A 16,878-nucleotide genomic window follows, 5' to 3' on the forward strand; every position below is an offset into this window, starting at 1 on the left:
AAAGGAAGGGCTAAAAAACAATGATTAAACTGGTCCAAATGGACGAATCGACTTTTCAATTTTTCTTAAGACAATCCACCCGTGACTACGCAGAGGACAAAATAAAGGCCGGAGCCTGGGATGCCGAGACCGCCATGAAATTGTCCCAGGAAGAAATGACACGTTTCCTGCCCAAAGGACTCTACACAGAGGGGGCTTACCTCTATTCTATAGTAGAGGCTGAGAGTGAAGCTGAAGCCGGGTACATCTGGTTTAATGTGAACGAGAACCGGGGAGTCCGGGAGGCGTTCATCTATGACTTTTATATTTTCGAACCTTTCCAGAGTAAGGGGTACGGCAAGCAGGCACTGGCTGCATTAGATGAAGAAGCCCGGAAGATGAATGTGACCCGGATCGGACTGCATGTCTTTGGCCAGAATGACCGTGCTTTTGAGCTGTACAAAAAAATGGGCTTCCTGGTTACGGATATTACGATGTCGAAGACTTTGTAGGTGCAGGGCCGGGAAATAGCGGTGAATGGTGTTGTGAGGTTTTTTTACATTATTTACATGTTTTTGGGTCCCCCGAAAGTATTTGATTAATCATCGTGGCTAAAGCTCCGCATTATGGGGTGGCGTTCCCTTGACATCCGCTGTTGCTGGAGGTTTTGTTCTAATATATAATGGTTTAGATCAGTACGGTAATTCATGCGGTGATCAATTCAACCGAAAATAGGAGTTGTCATATAAATGGCTTTGAAAGCTGGAATCGTTGGACTTCCCAATGTAGGGAAATCGACATTGTTTAATGCTATAACACAAGCGGGGGCGGAATCCGCCAACTATCCTTTCTGCACCATTGACCCGAACGTGGGTGTCGTGGAAGTGCCGGACGAACGTCTGAATAAGCTGGTCGAGCTGGTACAGCCGCACAAGACGGTTCCGACCGCTTTTGAATTCGTAGATATTGCCGGACTCGTGCGCGGTGCGAGCAAGGGCGAAGGTCTGGGCAACAAGTTCCTGGCTCATATCCGGGAAGTGGATGCTATTGTTCATGTGGTCCGCTGCTTCGTCGATGAGAACGTAACCCATGTGGACGGCAAGGTGAATCCGATCAGCGACATCCAGACGATCAACCTGGAGCTGATTCTGGCTGACCTCGAAAGCGTCGAGAAGAAGATCGAGCGTTCCCGCAAAAACATCAAGGGCGGCGACAAGAAATTCGCTCAGGAAGTAGAAGTACTGGAGCGCGTTAAGGAAGCTCTTTATCTGGATCAGCCTGCGCGCAGCCTGGAATTATCCGATGACGAGCGTCTGATCGTGCGCGATCTTCACCTGCTGACACTGAAGCCGGTGCTGTATGCGGCCAACGTGGGCGAGGATGAAGTGGCGACTGCTGAAGAGAATCCTTATGTTAAGCAGGTACGCGAATTCGCAGCGGCTGAGAATGCTGAAGTAGTGCCGATCAGTGCCAAGGTGGAGGCTGAGATTGCCGAGCTGGAAGGCGAAGACAAGGCGATGTTCCTGGAAGAGCTGGGTCTGCAGGAATCCGGGCTTAACCGCCTGATCAAAGCGGCATACAGACTGCTCGGACTCTACACCTATTTCACAGCGGGCGTGCAGGAAGTCCGTGCGTGGACTATCCGCAAAGGCACCAAAGCACCTGGAGCGGCCGGAGTTATTCATACGGACTTCGAACGCGGATTTATCCGGGCTGAAGTTGTAGCTTATACGGATCTGGTAGCAGCAGGCTCGATGAACGGTGCCAAAGAGCGCGGCCAGCTGCGTCTGGAAGGCAAGGAATATCTGGTGCAGGACGGCGACGTTATGCATTTCCGCTTCAACGTATAGACCATTTATCGTATAGACCATTTATAGTGTAGGGCAGAGAGGCCATTCAGAGTAGAGTTGTTTACTTGCTGGATGGTTCTTTTTGAATTTTGGATAAGGATGAGGGTCAGCTCCTATTTGCGCAAAACCTGAAAAGGCGGCTTCAGAAGCCGGGGTAAGTTGAACCAGGGTTCGGCTGGGACAGTGGCGGACGGCGAGCGTCTGCGGTCTGGTCTACCGTCTGGTCTGTCGCTACCGCCTGCCGCTTGCGGCGGAAAAGCAGTTGGATAATCTCCACTTGCTCATGAACAGAGGGACCCTTGCCAGGCAGTAGTTGGAAAAAAGGCACTTAATATTCAGCAAATAGATCACTTTCGAGGAAACGCCTTGAATTTAATGACGTTTATCCAGTTAATTCCCTTTAACGCTGCAAAACACCGAAATTAAGATACGTTTTTCCAACTATTCATGCAGAATGGCTCCTCCTCCTATGACCGCCGTATAATCGCCGTATGACCGCCAAGCTATACAACTACTAATATCCATGGGAATGAGGCCGGGAGCGGCATCAGATATTTATTCAGTACCGGGTTATTTTGTAATCAGGACAAGCGCCTGATGCATAACTTGGCTGCAGCTTTTACATCATAAGGTGGCGCAGCTCAGGATTCAAAAGATTTCCTGATTCCGCGCTTTGTACTGTAGCCAATTGGCTGGAGTGGTGGTATAATATAAAGTCGTATATCTATTTATGTTGTATCGACAATGTTAAGTATGTATAACCGAAGAATTTGAATCAGGAGAGGTGAATTCCCTTGTTGGACCGATTGCAATCCCTGGCGGACCGCTATGAGAAACTCAGTGAACTGCTTTGTGACCCGGATGTTGCAAACGACAGTAAGAAACTGAGGGACTATTCCAAAGAACAATCCGACTTGCAGCCCGCCTTTGAGGCGTATAGCGAATATAAAAATGTAATGGAAGAGCTCGAAGCCGCCAAGATGATGCAGGCTGAGAAGCTTGATGATGAAATGAAGGAAATGGTCAAGATGGAGATCGACGACCTGTCCTCGCGACAGGTGGTTCTGGAGGAGAAGATCCGTCTGCTCCTGCTCCCCAAAGACCCTAATGATGATAAGAATGTAATCGTGGAAATCCGCGGCGCAGCCGGCGGGGACGAAGCAGCATTGTTTGCCTCTGACCTGTACCGGATGTATACCCGTTATGCCGATACCCAGGGCTGGCGCGTAGAGCTGATGGATGTTAACACGAACGATCTCGGCGGATTCAAGGAAGTTATCTTCCTGATCAACGGCCGCGGCGCTTACAGCAAAATGAAGTTCGAAAGCGGTGCGCATCGTGTGCAGCGTATTCCTACAACCGAATCCGGCGGACGTATTCATACTTCAACTTCTACCGTTGCGGTTATGCCGGAAGCGGAAGAATTCGAAATTGAAATTCATGATAAGGACATCCGTGTCGACACCTTCTGTTCCAGCGGCGCGGGCGGACAGTCCGTTAATACGACCAAGTCTGCGGTGCGTGTAACCCATGTACCTACCGGTATCGTAGCTACCTGTCAGGACGGCAAGTCCCAGAACTCCAATAAGGAGAAGGCGCTGCAGGTGCTGCGTGCCCGTATCTCGGATCTGAAGCGTCAGGAAGAAGAAGCCAAGTACTCCGGAGAACGGAAGAGCAAAGTAGGAACCGGGGACCGCAGTGAGCGTATCCGTACCTACAACTTCCCGCAGAGCCGTGTAACGGATCACCGGATCGGCCTTACCCTGCACCGTCTGGAGCAGGTCATGAACGGGGATATCACCGAGATCATCTCGGCCCTGTCTATTGCGGAACAAGCGGAATTGATGGAAAAAGGAGAATAATGCTTTGAAACACGACTCTTACGTCATGTCGGAATTGCAAAGCATCCGGGAAGCCTTTGCGGAGGCTTCTTCTTTTTTGGCCGGGCACGGATGCAATGAGCCGCAGCGCAGCAGCCAGCTGCTGCTGGAGCATGTGCTGGGCTTGTCCGGAGCGGCATATTATATGGCGCTGGCTGATCCATTCCCGCCAGCGGTCAAGGCGCAGTGGGAAACGCTGGTCACCCGCCGGGCGGCGGGTGAACCGGTGCAGTACATCATAGGCGAGCAGGAATTCTACGGCCGCGCCTTCGAGGTTACGCCCGATGTGCTGATTCCGCGCCCGGAGACGGAGCTGCTCGTCGAGGCAATTCTGCGCTACGGGGCGGAGCTGTGGCCGGACGGGGCAGTTGCGGTGCGAGGCGAAGCCGCGCAAGAAGCCGGCGGACCCGCGGGGGAGAGAGCCGCGGGCGGTGAGGCGCCGGGGCCTGAGCGGGGCGAAGCCGCGCAAGAAGCTGATGGGCCCGCGGGGGAAAGAACCGCGGGCACTGAGGCGGCGCGCCAGCGCGCCCTGCGTCCGCTGACCGCCGTCGACATCGGCGCCGGCAGCGGAGCGATCTCCGTCACGCTGGCGGCGGAAGCGCCGGCGTGGCGGGTCTGCGCCGGCGACATCTCGCCCGGCGCGCTGGCCGTGGCCGGGCGCAATGCGCAGCGGCTCGGCACGTCCGTTGACCTGCGGCTCGGCGATCTGCTCGAGCCGTTCGCGGGGATGGAGACGGATATTCTCGTCTCCAACCCGCCGTACATTCCCGGCGGCGACATCGCCGGGCTGCAGCGCGAGGTGCGCGACCATGAGCCGCGCACGGCACTGGACGGCGGCGGGGACGGGCTTGATCCCTACCGCCGCATGATGGAGCAGCTGCCGCTGCTCCCGGCTCCGCCGCGCCTGGTCGGCTTCGAGCTCGGCCAGGGACAGGCCGGGCAGGTAGCTGAGCTGCTGCGGGCGGCGGGTCACTGGAACGAGATCATCACGATCGAGGATCTCGCCGGGATTCCCCGGCATGTGCTGGGGATCGCCCGCTAGCGTCCCCGTCCTGGATGCGGCTGCCAGTAGGCAGAAACCGCCAAACGGTGAAATTGTATTTATGCTGCCCCTTCCTTTACAATAGAAATGACGGGACCTCTGTATGCGGCTGCGGCCAGGTGACAAGAGGAACCAGTACTGAGTAAGGAGACAGAATATGCTTCAGAAGATTAAGAAGATAGACGGCGTCATCCTGGTCATTCTTGTGCTGCTGATGGTAGTCAGCATTTTCTCCATATACAGCGTTACCCACGGGCGCGACAAGCTGGACGGATCGCATATCAAAATGATCAAATTCTATATCCTGGGCTTCATCGCCTTCATTGGGCTCACCTTCGTGGATTATCGTCTGCTTGTTAAATATGCGCTATATGTTTACGTTACAGGCATTGGGATTCTGGTGCTGGTCAGCTTTATCGGTACAGAACAGAATGGCGCGCAGGGCTGGATTAAATTCGGGAGCTTCAGTCTCCAGCCCGCCGAGCTGTTTAAGCTGATTCTGATCCTGTTTCTGGCTGCGGTGCTGGTCCGCAAAAATAAGAATAAGCTGCTGTTCTGGCGCGATGTCGTGCCGCTGGGTCTAATGAGCCTATTGCCGTTTTTGATCGTGCTTAGCCAAAATGACCTCGGGAATGCGCTCTCCTATATCGTAATTCTGGTAGGCCTCCTCTGGATCGGCAATATCAAGTTCACGCACGCGCTGATCGGGCTGTTAATTATTGGCGGAAGCGCAGCTGCCGGAATCATGAGCTACATTCATTACCACGATGAAATCAAGGATTTCCTGACAGATATCGGCCGTTCCCACTGGGTAGAGCGCTTTGATCCGTGGCTGGTGCCGGAAGAAGCGACGGCCAAGGCAAGCTATCATACCAAAAACGCCAAAATGGCCATAGCCTCCGGCGGTATGAGCGGCGAAGGCTATATGGAGGGCAGCTCGGTGCAGACGGATCGCGTGCCATATACGTATTCTGATTCGATTTTTGTACAGATTGCCGAAGAGTTTGGCTTTGTCGGATCGGCGCTGGTGCTGCTGCTCTACTTTATCCTGATTCACCGGATGATTCTGATTGCGCTGGAGTGCAAGGACAGGGGCGGGCCGTTCCTGATTGTCGGCATTGTCGCGATGATGCTATATCAGATTTTTGAGAATATAGGTGCCTTCATCGGCCTGATGCCGCTGACCGGGATTACGCTGCCGTTCATCAGCTTCGGGGGGACCTCCCTGCTGATCAACATGGCCAGTATCGGTCTGGTAATGAGCGTACGCCTGCATGGTCAAGAGGTAGAGGAGGATTTGCCGAGTCCTACAATCTATTCTTCTCCGGTCAAGCAAGGCTAACTGTATACTATAATATCTCTGATTCAATCAGAGGTAATCCGCATGCCGGAGCTCTTCGAAATGGAAGGGTTCCGGCATTTTGTTTCGTTCTACGCTAGACAGCATCAGAACCAGAGAAGTGAGTTGATTCTCAACCATGCAGCGATGGACATGTTCAGGTCCAAGGAAAATTCAGTGATAGTTGTATAATGTACAATTAAAAACAGTGAAAAGGTGTTCTTGCATCTTATAACTGTAGTCTGTACAACTAAATCTGCCCGAATCGCTGAGAACCCAGCTACATAGGGGGATTAGGTGTACGAAATACAACTAAACGGATAATTGGTTGAAAGTCAGACGTTTTAGTTGTACAAAGTGCAATTAAGCTACCGCATATCCTGTAATTGCGGAAATTGGATCACTCCAAGCCCTTAGCAAGCGATTTACCAGAATGGTTTTCACCTCATTAATTTAAGGCTGACGCTATTCCCCGGCTGGCAACGATCACATAAATTGTATTTACGCCCCCACTTGTCTTACAATGGAAATTAGTGGATTCGGTTCCCTGGGTATACTGCAGCAGCCGGTCCATAATCCGCGTAGGTTAAGGAGTATTCCGATGTTACAGAGAATCAGACGGATTGACGGCTCCATCGTATTGATTTTGCTCTTGCTGATGTGTGTCAGTATTTTCTCGATATACAGCGTGACTCACGGGAGAGTTGACCTGGATGGCACGCATATAAAAATGATCAAGTATTATGTGCTGGGGTTTGTTGCTTTTATCCTGCTTACCCTGTTTGATTACCGTCTGCTGGTCCGGTATGGACTCTATATTTACATCCTTGGGATTGGTATTCTGCTGCTGGTCAGCTTTATCGGCAAGGTGAAAAATGGCGCCCAGGGCTGGATCGGCATCGGTGAATTAAGCATTCAGCCGGCGGAGCTGTTTAAGCTGATCCTGATTCTTTTTCTGACCACTGTACTTGTCCGCAAACAAAGAAATCCGCTGCGCTTCTGGCGTGACGTAGTGCCGCTTAGCCTAATCGCCCTGGCGCCGTTCGCGCTGGTCATCATCCAGAATGATCTGGGCAATGCGCTCAGTTATATCGTGATTCTGCTTGGGCTTTTGTGGATCGGAAATATTAAATTCTCGCATGCTCTGATCGGGATGGTCATTCTGGCGGGATCGGTACTGGGCTTCATTCTGTGCTATGTCCACTATCATGAGCAGACGGTAAGCTTCATAGAGGAGACGCTGGGCCGGGATCACTTCGTCAGTCGCTTTGACCCCTGGCTGGTACCGGATCTGGCAAGCAGTGATGCGAGCTATCAGACCAAGAATGCCAAGACGGCGATTGCCTCGGGCGGCCTCAGCGGCGAAGGTTATCTGCAGGGCGGCACTGTGCAAAGTGACCGGGTGCCTTATCTGTATTCTGAATCCATTTTCGTGCAGATCGGCGAAGAATTCGGCTTCCTGGGTGCAGCGGCGCTGCTGATGCTCTTTTTTATCCTGATCCACAGATTAATAGTGATTGCCCTGGAATGCAGGGACCGCGGCGGCCCTCTCCTGATTGTCGGAATCGTAGCTATGCTGCTGTATCAGATTCTGGAGAATATCGGGGCAATGACCGGGCTGATGCCGCTGACGGGGATTACGCTTCCGTTTATCAGCTATGGGGGAACCTCGATTCTGATTAACATGGCCTGTATGGGGATTGCCATGAGTGTGCGGCTCTACGGGCAGGATGTGGAGGATGATCTGCCGCTTCCGCTGCCCAAGCTGAAGGATGAGACTACTTTATTCTCAAAATCATAGATTACTAGGTTTGCAGTCTCTCATTCCCGGACATACTGGGAACATAAGAGTTTCAGAGGGAGAGGGGCTGCGCAAGATGAATAACGATCAGTTGGATAAAAGGGATTCCCTGCGGATTACATTCAAGTATACTGCCATTTTAATTTGTTTTTTTATGATATTGATGATGGCCTGGGAAGGGCAAAAAAGCGATGCTGCCGTAGCGGAGGTATCTATTCCGCAGGAGTCGATCCGTCTGCGTATTCTGGCGAATTCGGATGGTACGGGAGATCAGCTGGTCAAACGCCAGATCCGCGACCAGGTGGTGGAACAGATTAACCAGTGGGTGGCCGGACTGGAGGATCCCCAGAGTCTGGAGCAGGCGCGGGCGCTGATTCAGAGTCATCTTCCGGAGCTGAATGACCTGGTGGGCGGCGAGCTTGCGCGGCGGGGAATTAATTATAGCTATAAAGTCGAACTGGGCACCGTACCTTTTCCGACGAAAATGTATGGCGGCCGGGTCTATCCTGCCGGGGAATATGAAGCACTGCGGGTCACGCTTGGCGCTGGCAAAGGTCAGAACTGGTGGTGTGTGCTGTTTCCGCCGCTCTGCTTCATTGATGCCGGCTCCGGTGATGCGGCAGCTGCGGAACCCGCTGCAGACAAGAAGGCTTCGGCAATCTCCGCTAAGGCTTCCGGAGACGGAGCCAAGGTGAAAACGGCGGATGGCGGGGTTGATAAGGCTGCTTCCGGTGTCGCCGCTTCGGCCGGCGGGGACAGCGGGGCAGACGCTGATGCAGAAGCGCCGAAGGTGAAGTTCTTCGTATGGCAGCTGCTGCAGAATTTGTGGAGCTGGATCTGCGGATTGTTCGCCTAAGCTTCCGGGAATTTGCGGAATGGCGGTCTACGAAATCTACAGTTTTCCTGCCGGATATGGTACGATAAATGCAGAACTTGAGCGGAAGTGGCTGCGGCTCCACCTGGTGGAGCCGTTTTTGGCTTTTTCCGGACGATGCAGTACTGAAGTGTGAAGTGATTAAACAGGAAAGCTTGTGATGAAATGACAGAGCCTAAGGATTCTTCGTTTGCGGTTCAGCGCCGGAGCGGCAATATAGATGCAACTCTTTATTGGAGTTTGACGTCCGGGATTACCGGACCCGGACCTGCTGCGGGGCAGGACATGCCTTATGTTCCATCAGCAGAGAGTGACAGGGAGGCAATCGCTGCTGCAGCAGCTATGCTGCGGAGCGGGGGCACCGTTGCTTTTCCGACTGAAACGGTCTACGGATTGGGGGCGGATGCCCGGAATACCCCGGCAGTAGAAGCGGTATTCGCGGCCAAAGGCCGCCCCTCCGACAACCCGCTAATCGTGCATATAGCCCGGCGGGAAGAGCTGGAGGGCCTGGTCATAGAAGTGCATCCGGTCGCCTCGGCGCTGATGGATGCCTTCTGGCCCGGCCCCTTGACGCTGGTGCTGCCGGTCCGCCCCGGCGTCCTCTCGCCGCTGGTTACGGCGGGGCTGGATACGGTCGGCGTGCGCATGCCCGACCATCCGGTGGCGCTGGCGCTGCTGCGCGCCGCGGAATGCCCGGTTGCCGCGCCCAGCGCCAACCGCTCCGGGCGGCCGAGTCCTACGCTGGCCGCCCATGTGATGGAAGACCTCGCCGGATATATCGGCGGGGTTCTGGACGGCGGCGCGGCCGGGGTCGGCCTGGAGTCGACCGTGGTGCAGGTGCAGCCGGACGGGACGGTAGCGGTGCTCCGTCCCGGGGGCATCACCGCCGAGCAGCTCGCGGCGGTGGCGGGTGCCGGGGCTGTGGCCCCAGCCCCGGCACCGGACCTGGCGGACGCTGCCGCCGGACATTCCGGCGGCCAGTCCCCGGCTTCGCCGCCGCAGGTGAGCGGCGGCGGCACGGGCGGCGCTGCTGCGCAAGCCGCCGGGGGCAGCAGCCCGGCGCCGCGCGCGCCGGGCATGAAGTACACGCACTATGCCCCGCGCGGCGCGCTTGGCATCGTACTCGGCTCCTCCCCGCAGCGCGTGGCGGAGACCGCCGCAAGCCTGCTGCAGGCGGCGCAGCGGGAGGGCGGGATCACGGGCCTGCTCCTCTTCGAGGAGCATAGGGCCCTGTATCCCGCCGACCCGGCCGCCTGCGTTGTTTCTCTCGGCTCGTTAGCCTCGCCGGAGGAAGCGGCCCGCTCCCTGTATGCCGCCTTGCGGCGCTTCGATGAAGCGGGAGCGACCTATATTCTGGCCGAGGCCTGCCCGGTCACGGGCCTCGGCGCTGCCATAATGAACCGGCTGATGAAAGCCGCCGGTGAAGCGGTGATCGACGCCGGTTAACAGCCTCTTCCCGGCTCTGCTATCCGCCTCATAGTCATGAATACCATCTTGTCCGCATATCGTTGTTGTACAAGAACTTACGGACTTTGGGGGTATATTCATGGGCATAGGCGGAATATATGAGGGCTGGGGCCAGCTCGTAACAGTGGCCATTATGGCAGTTGCGCTTGGAATGGATGCGTTCTCGCTCGGTGTAGGGATCGGGATGAAGGGTATCCGTCTGCTGCATGTGCTGCAGCTCAGTCTGCTCATTGCTTTTTTTCATGTGCTTATGCCGCTGCTCGGCTTGTTCACAGGCAGCTATGTCGGCCATCTGCTGGGTCAGGTGACCACCTATGCCGCCGGGGGGCTGCTTGTACTGCTGGGCGGACATATGATTTTGAATTCATTCCGCAAGGGTGACGGCGGGAGCCGGGCGGTGGATCACCGGACGGTATGGGGCATGCTGCTGATCTCGCTCAGTGTAAGTGTAGATTCCTTTTCGGTCGGGGTTTCACTGGGGATGTTTGTGAATAGCATAGTTATTACAGTGCTGGCCTTCGGTGTCTGCGGCGGCATGATGTCTATTACCGGACTGCTGCTGGGCAGGAGAGTAAGCCGCGGGCTCGGGGATTACGGTGAAGCACTGGGCGGAGCTATACTTCTGGCGTTTGGCTTGCTGTTCATCTTCTGATACAATAACGGAAATACAAATAAATAGAACATTTCATTGTTCAGTTCATTCGGAAGTTGTGGATTATCCGAAATTATATTTTTACCGGAGGTGGAAAGTATGCTGCATATTTTATTCGTCTGCACAGGAAATACCTGCCGCAGCCCTATGGCTGAAGGTCTTCTGCGGAAGCTGGCGGGAGAGCGGGGGATCGATGTGGAGGTGCGGTCTGCCGGAGTTTCCGCCATTTCAGGTACTTCCATATCCAGGCATGCTGCCGGAATCCTGCAGGATGAAGGCATTGAAGATCGTATAGTATCCTCGCAATTGACTGGAGAGGCTGTCTCCTGGGCTGATCTGGTGCTTACTCTGACCGGAGGGCATAAGCGGCATTTGCTGCAATATTTCCCTGACGCAGTTAACAAGACTTATACACTTAAGGAATATGTGCATACGCAAGAGTCTGTGAACGCCGATATCCGTGAACTGGATAGCCTGTATGCAGATGCCGAACTCACTATTTCGCTGGGCGGAGAGCCGAGCGCCGCTGATTTGCAGCGGATTATTGAGATCCGGCAACGGATTCCGAGCTTCGATATCAGTGATCCGTTCGGCGGCTCCCGTGAAGATTATGAGCTGACGGCTGCTGAGATCCGGACTGCACTGTACAGTTTGCTGGATAAGCTGGAATCCTTACGCCGGCTGTGAAGGTGGTTGATTTTTCGCCGCTTATCCCTTAAGATGAAATAAATATTATCCGGTTCCGGTGTAACTGGCGACAAGTGTGGATCAAACCACGATGGAGCACCTGGAATAAACGGCCGGTCGCCTGGGCAAAAGAGCACATCCGCAGCTAAATCTGCGGACTGCTCTTTTTTGTTTAAATGTCGTATCTGTAGTGGGATTTGAGGCATTATCAACGCTTGAAGGGGGCGGTAAGATGGACGAAGTCCGGAAGCAGGATCTATGGGAAGAGCGCGCGTCCGGTGCGCCTTCAGCAGCCGGGCAACAAGCGGGCAGCGCAGAGCTGACCTTGGACGCCGCAGCTGCGGCGGTAGTCCGCGAACTGGCGGAAGCAGGGAAGCTTGGTCCCGGTAAAATCCTGGTGGTTGGAGCAAGCACCAGTGAAGTGGCGGGTGTGCGGATCGGCACCGGAGGTGCGCTTGAGGTTGCACAGCTGCTGCTGCAGGGAATTACTCAGGTCGCTGCTGAATTTGGCTTTCATCCCGTGTACCAATGCTGCGAGCATCTGAACCGTTCGCTGGTGATGGAACGTTCTTTGCTGGAATCGCTTGGGCTTAGGGAGGTTTCCGCTGTGCCGGTTCCGGGAGCCGGAGGTTCCATGGCTGCGGCCGCTTACCGCTCTATGACAGATCCGGTGCTGGCCGAGACGATAGAGGCCCACGCCGGTATTGATATCGGGGAGACGCTAATTGGCATGCACCTCCGCCGCGTAGCCGTACCTTTCCGGCCAAGCCTGCGCTATATCGGGGCAGCCCGGGTGAACGCAGCATGGAGCAGACCGCCGCTGATCGGCGGCGAACGGGCAGTGTACCGCACGCCGGAGACAAGCGGCTCCGCGAATTGTGACTGAGGGCAGCGTATATAACTGGTATCGTCTTAACACCACATAAATTAGAGTAACAGGGAGGAAATAAGAAACATGGAACAACTACGTAAGAGTGACCCGGCAGTACTGGAAGCGATGGGCTTGGAACTGAGCCGTCAGCGTGCAAACATTGAACTCATTGCTTCAGAGAATATTGTAAGCGAAGCCGTAATGGAAGCCATGGGCTCCGTGCTTACGAACAAATACGCCGAAGGTTATCCCGGCAAACGATATTATGGCGGCTGTGAAGATGTGGATATCGTGGAGAACCTGGCCCGTGACCGTGCCAAGCAGCTGTTTGGTGCCGAGCATGTCAATGTGCAGCCGCATTCCGGTGCACAGGCCAATATGGCCGTTTACCTTGCCGCGCTTAATCCTGGGGATACCGTACTGGGTATGAATCTGGCGCATGGCGGCCATTTGACCCACGGCAGCCCGGTTAATGCTTCCGGTATCCTGTATAACTTTGTGGCTTATGGCGTACAGGAGGATACTTTCCTGATTGATTATGACGAAGTGCGTAAAGCAGCCTTCAAACACCGCCCCAAAATGATCGTAGCCGGAGCAAGCGCGTATCCGCGGACCATTGATTTTGCCGCACTCGGTTCCATTGCAAATGATGTGGGTGCCTTGTTTATGGTCGATATGGCCCACATTGCCGGATTGGTTGCAGCCGGTGTTCACCCGAGTCCGGTTCCTCATGCCCATTTCGTTACAACAACTACGCACAAAACCTTGCGCGGTCCACGCGGAGGGATGATTCTGTGCAGACAACCATGGGCTGCTGCTATTGATAAAGCGGTTTTCCCGGGTTCCCAAGGCGGACCGCTCATGCATGTCATTGCGTCCAAAGCCGTTTCATTCGGTGAGGCGCTGCAGCCATCGTTCAAGACCTATGCCGAGAATGTAGTGAAGAATGCCAAGGTTCTGGCAGATACGCTGATCGGCGAAGGCGTTAATATTGTTTCCGGCGGTACGGATAACCACCTGATGCTGCTGGATACCCGTAATCTGAGCATTACCGGCAAGGATGCGGAGAAGGTGCTTGATTCCATCGGAATTACAGTCAACAAGAATGCGATTCCGTTCGATCCTACCAGTCCGTTTGTAACAAGCGGTATCCGGATCGGTACACCTGCTGTTACATCACGCGGTATGGACGAGCCGGCTATGGTAACGATCGGCCGGATTATTGCCAATGTGCTGAAGAATCCGAAAGATGACGCTAATTTGACCCAGGCTGCACGTGAGGTGGCCGAGCTTACTGAAAAGTATCCGATCTATCCTGGTTTGCAGTACTAATATTAAGCTGCTTATTCTGCCTTTGCGGGTCCGGTTCCACCGGATTCCTCAAAGGTTTTTTTGATAGGTGAGATTTCAAATGCTTTGTGGCCGGTTTCTGTTGCATAATGTTCACAAATTATAGTAAGAAAATGGTATGAATTATCATGTAATAATCATGAAAGTTCATGGAATTTTCAATAAAAGTAGTGAAAGAAATGTGAATAGTATTAAAAGTGCCTAATGGCACAAACTAAGTTTTGTTTTATATCCAGAGGCTTGGGGGAATTTCCTAAACTTTCCGTGCAGCTATGAAATTTGCGGAGACTGCCTTTGCAGACGGTTTTCCCCTTCTGTAGGTGAAAAGCGGCCTTGGTGATGATATAATAGACAAGATTTAGCCACGCGGGAAGCAAAGCGCTTACTCTGGCTATAAATAAGACTTACAATTACCGGAGGGACAAAATGGGAAAATTGGTGATTTGCGATCATCCATTAATTCAGCACAAACTAACATTTATTCGCGATGTGCGGACCAACACGAAAGAATTCAGAGAGCATGTCGATGAAGTAGCAACACTTATGGCCTATGAGATTACCCGTGATATCCCGCTTGAGACCATTACGGTGCAGACACCGGTGGCTGAAACGCAGAGCAAAGTGATCTCGGGTAGAATGCTGGGACTGATTCCGATTCTGCGCGCCGGTCTTGGCATGCTGGAGGGTGTCCTGAAGCTGCTTCCAGCGGCTAAAGTAGGACATGTAGGGCTTTTCCGTGATCCGGAAACGCTGCAGCCGGTTGAATATTACATTAAGCTTCCTACAGACGTGCAGGAACGTGAACTGATCGTTATTGATCCGATGCTGGCTACAGGCGGCTCAGCCATTGCGGCCATCACCTCCCTTAAGAACCGCGGATGCACCCAGATCAAGATGATGAACCTGATTGCTGCTCCTGAAGGCGTCGCTGCGGTGCAGGCTGCACATCCGGATGTGGACATCTATGTAGCCGCACTTGATGATCATCTGAATGAGCATGGTTATATTGTCCCAGGCCTCGGAGATGCCGGCGACAGACTGTATGGAACCAAGTAATAATACCCTCGAGGTATTAATAGAACAAATACAATTTCTGTAGTCTTCAGAAGAGAGGGTAGGGGTTATGTCCAAAATTAAAGTAATGACGATTTTCGGAGTGCGCCCCGAGGCGATCAAGATGGCGCCTCTGGTTCTGGAACTGAACAGACACCCTGAGCAGATTGAATCCATTGTCTGTGTAACTGCCCAGCACCGTGAACTGCTTGATCAGGTGCTGGAGGTATTCAAAATTACGCCGGATTATGATCTGGACGTAATGAAGGACCGGCAGACCCTTAATGAGATTACTATCCGGGTGCTTGAAGGACTAGAGCCAGTGCTTCGCGAGGTCAAACCTGACCTGGTGCTTGTACACGGGGATACACTGACCACTTTTCTGGCCAGCTACGCTTCTTTTCTGCAGCAAATTCAGGTTGGGCATGTGGAAGCAGGTCTTCGGACATGGAACAAGCTTTCGCCTTATCCGGAGGAAATGAACCGTCAGCTGACCGGCGTGCTTGCCGATCTGCACTTTGCCCCGACCGATTGGTCAGCCGGCAACCTGAGACACGAGAACAAAAAAGAATCAAGTATTTATATCACAGGCAACACTGTAACTGATGTGTTTCAATATACCGTACAGCCGGACTACCGGCATCCTGTACTGGATTTTGCTTCAGGAAAAAGACTTATTTTGATGACGGCGCACCGCAGAGAATCCCAAGGCGAACCGCACCGTCATATTTTCCGTGCTGTCAAAAGAATCGCTGATGAATTTGAAGATGTAGCCATTGTGTATCCTGTGCACCCGAGTCCTGCAGTGAAGGAACCGGCGCATGAGATCCTCGGCGGACACCCTAGAATTAAGCTGATTGATCCGCTGGATGTCGTTGACCTGCATAATTTTTATCCGCATACCCACCTGATATTGACCGATTCCGGCGGCCTGCAGGAGGAAGCTCCCTCCTTTGGAGTTCCCGTGCTTGTGCTGCGTGATACAACCGAGCGCCCGGAAGGGATCGAGGCCGGAACATTGGAGCTTGTGGGGACGGACGAGGAGAAGGTGTATCAACGGACACATGCTCTATTGACCGATCAGAATCTGTATCAGTCCATGAGCCGGGCCGCCAACCCGTATGGAGACGGCAAAGCCTCCGAGAGAATTGTCAATGCGATTTTGCACCATTTCGGAGCTGTTAAAGAACGTCCGGAAGAGTTTCACAGAATGTTCACAAATAATAAATGATGGCACGACAACTAATATACTAAAGTAAATAAAAGCAGCATACAGTGAAACTGTACGGTTTATATGGTTTTGGTATGTTTTGCTGTGATTATTTTCATGTTTTCAAGCACTTTTGAGCAATTTTCGGTGAATTGACAAAGAGTCTGGATATTCAGTAAAATTAGTTGGGATTGTAGCCTATGAAGGAACAAAAGAACGAGGCCGGCCTGGGACGTATTGCTTTGGTTCTCGGGGGTGCAGGCAGCTTGCTTGCCGCTTACATTGTTATAGGTTTTTTTGTGGCAAGGTGGCTGCAGAACCTGATGGACGGACCTAAGCTTTGGCTGGCCATCGGAACAATTGCCGGGATGGTTCTCGGGGTTGTGAATGTTGCTTTGCTAATCAAAAAATTTCTGGGGGAGCAAAATGGATAATATGACTCCCGTAATCAATACCGTTACCAGGGTGACAGTAATCATTATGGCAGGCTTGTTAATGGGATGGGCTCTTCATCATGAGACCCGTGCAGTTACTCTGGGCATGTCGCTGGGCTTGCTGGCAGGACTCGTTAACTTTCGTTATCTTGCCCTCAAAGTAAGAAGGGTGACACAGGCGGTTGCGGATAAACAGAAAAGTTCTTTCAGCCTTGGTTTCGCTACAAGAATCAGTTTCGCTATTCTGGTCACCATGTTTTCGGTCAAAATCGAGCATTTCTCGCTGGAGGCAACGATTGCCGGCCTGTTCATCCCCCAGCTTCTATCTATTCCCGTGGGGATATATTTAGGAATCAAGAATAAGCTGTAGCCATATTAAAGAGAAAGGG

At 53.2% G+C, this 16,878-nt stretch carries 16 protein-coding genes and 1 riboswitch; all 16 genes read left to right on the plus strand.

Going from position 1 to position 16,878, the window contains the following annotated elements:
- The first annotated feature begins 20 nt into the window (after window positions 1–20).
- Window positions 21–491 (plus strand): GNAT family N-acetyltransferase, encoded by a 471-nt coding sequence (locus NSQ73_RS00105; RefSeq protein WP_246354622.1) that lies wholly within the window; start codon window positions 21–23, stop codon window positions 489–491.
- 237 nt (window positions 492–728) lie between these two features.
- Window positions 729–1,829: a redox-regulated ATPase YchF gene (gene ychF, locus NSQ73_RS00110; RefSeq protein ID WP_039309103.1), complete on the plus strand. Its 1,101-nt coding sequence runs from the start codon at window positions 729–731 to the stop codon at window positions 1,827–1,829.
- Window positions 1,830–2,623: 794 nt separating this feature from the next.
- On the plus strand, window positions 2,624–3,691 hold the full coding sequence (gene prfA / locus NSQ73_RS00115; RefSeq protein ID WP_039309100.1) for a peptide chain release factor 1: 1,068 nt from the start codon (window positions 2,624–2,626) through the stop codon (window positions 3,689–3,691).
- A gap of 4 nt (window positions 3,692–3,695) precedes the next feature.
- A complete protein-coding gene (locus NSQ73_RS00120; RefSeq protein WP_340985040.1) occupies window positions 3,696–4,751 on the plus strand; it encodes a N5-glutamine methyltransferase family protein in 1,056 nt (351 codons plus the stop codon).
- 157 nt (window positions 4,752–4,908) lie between these two features.
- Window positions 4,909–6,093, plus strand: coding sequence for an FtsW/RodA/SpoVE family cell cycle protein (locus tag NSQ73_RS00125; protein ID WP_042140260.1), 1,185 nt, complete (start codon window positions 4,909–4,911; stop codon window positions 6,091–6,093).
- Window positions 6,094–6,691: 598 nt separating this feature from the next.
- On the plus strand, window positions 6,692–7,891 hold the full coding sequence (locus NSQ73_RS00130) for an FtsW/RodA/SpoVE family cell cycle protein (RefSeq protein ID WP_340985041.1): 1,200 nt from the start codon (window positions 6,692–6,694) through the stop codon (window positions 7,889–7,891).
- 109 nt (window positions 7,892–8,000) lie between these two features.
- Window positions 8,001–8,747, plus strand: a complete 747-nt coding sequence (gene spoIIR / locus NSQ73_RS00135) for a stage II sporulation protein R (protein ID WP_445669647.1) — start codon at window positions 8,001–8,003, stop codon at window positions 8,745–8,747.
- Window positions 8,748–9,050: 303 nt separating this feature from the next.
- Complete coding sequence (locus NSQ73_RS00140; RefSeq protein WP_340985043.1) at window positions 9,051–10,211, plus strand: L-threonylcarbamoyladenylate synthase; 1,161 nt, start codon at window positions 9,051–9,053, stop codon at window positions 10,209–10,211.
- Window positions 10,212–10,311: 100 nt separating this feature from the next.
- On the plus strand, window positions 10,312–10,884 hold the full coding sequence (locus NSQ73_RS00145) for a manganese efflux pump MntP (protein ID WP_042140256.1): 573 nt from the start codon (window positions 10,312–10,314) through the stop codon (window positions 10,882–10,884).
- Between the two features lie 99 nt (window positions 10,885–10,983).
- Window positions 10,984–11,571 carry a low molecular weight protein arginine phosphatase gene (locus NSQ73_RS00150; protein ID WP_171717179.1) on the plus strand — a complete coding sequence of 196 codons (588 nt, stop codon included), beginning with the start codon at window positions 10,984–10,986 and terminating at the stop codon, window positions 11,569–11,571.
- Window positions 11,572–11,621: 50 nt separating this feature from the next.
- Window positions 11,622–11,705, plus strand: a riboswitch (ZMP/ZTP riboswitch).
- Window positions 11,706–11,803: 98 nt separating this feature from the next.
- On the plus strand, window positions 11,804–12,457 hold the full coding sequence (locus NSQ73_RS00155) for a TIGR01440 family protein (protein ID WP_340985044.1): 654 nt from the start codon (window positions 11,804–11,806) through the stop codon (window positions 12,455–12,457).
- Between the two features lie 69 nt (window positions 12,458–12,526).
- Window positions 12,527–13,774, plus strand: coding sequence for a serine hydroxymethyltransferase (gene glyA, locus NSQ73_RS00160; protein WP_039309300.1), 1,248 nt, complete (start codon window positions 12,527–12,529; stop codon window positions 13,772–13,774).
- Window positions 13,775–14,218: 444 nt separating this feature from the next.
- Complete coding sequence (gene upp / locus NSQ73_RS00165) at window positions 14,219–14,848, plus strand: uracil phosphoribosyltransferase (protein WP_020426095.1); 630 nt, start codon at window positions 14,219–14,221, stop codon at window positions 14,846–14,848.
- Window positions 14,849–14,915: 67 nt separating this feature from the next.
- On the plus strand, window positions 14,916–16,076 hold the full coding sequence (wecB, locus tag NSQ73_RS00170) for a non-hydrolyzing UDP-N-acetylglucosamine 2-epimerase (protein WP_039309304.1): 1,161 nt from the start codon (window positions 14,916–14,918) through the stop codon (window positions 16,074–16,076).
- Between the two features lie 179 nt (window positions 16,077–16,255).
- On the plus strand, window positions 16,256–16,489 hold the full coding sequence (locus NSQ73_RS00175) for an AtpZ/AtpI family protein (protein ID WP_042140254.1): 234 nt from the start codon (window positions 16,256–16,258) through the stop codon (window positions 16,487–16,489).
- A complete protein-coding gene (locus NSQ73_RS00180) occupies window positions 16,482–16,859 on the plus strand; it encodes an ATP synthase subunit I (protein ID WP_042140253.1) in 378 nt (125 codons plus the stop codon). Before NSQ73_RS00175 ends, NSQ73_RS00180 begins: the two co-directional genes overlap by 8 nt.
- Window positions 16,860–16,878: the final 19 nt, after the last annotated feature.

Source organism: Paenibacillus sp. FSL R10-2736 (assembly GCF_038000245.1).
Lineage (GTDB): Bacteria > Bacillota > Bacilli > Paenibacillales > Paenibacillaceae > Paenibacillus_AQ > Paenibacillus_AQ phytohabitans.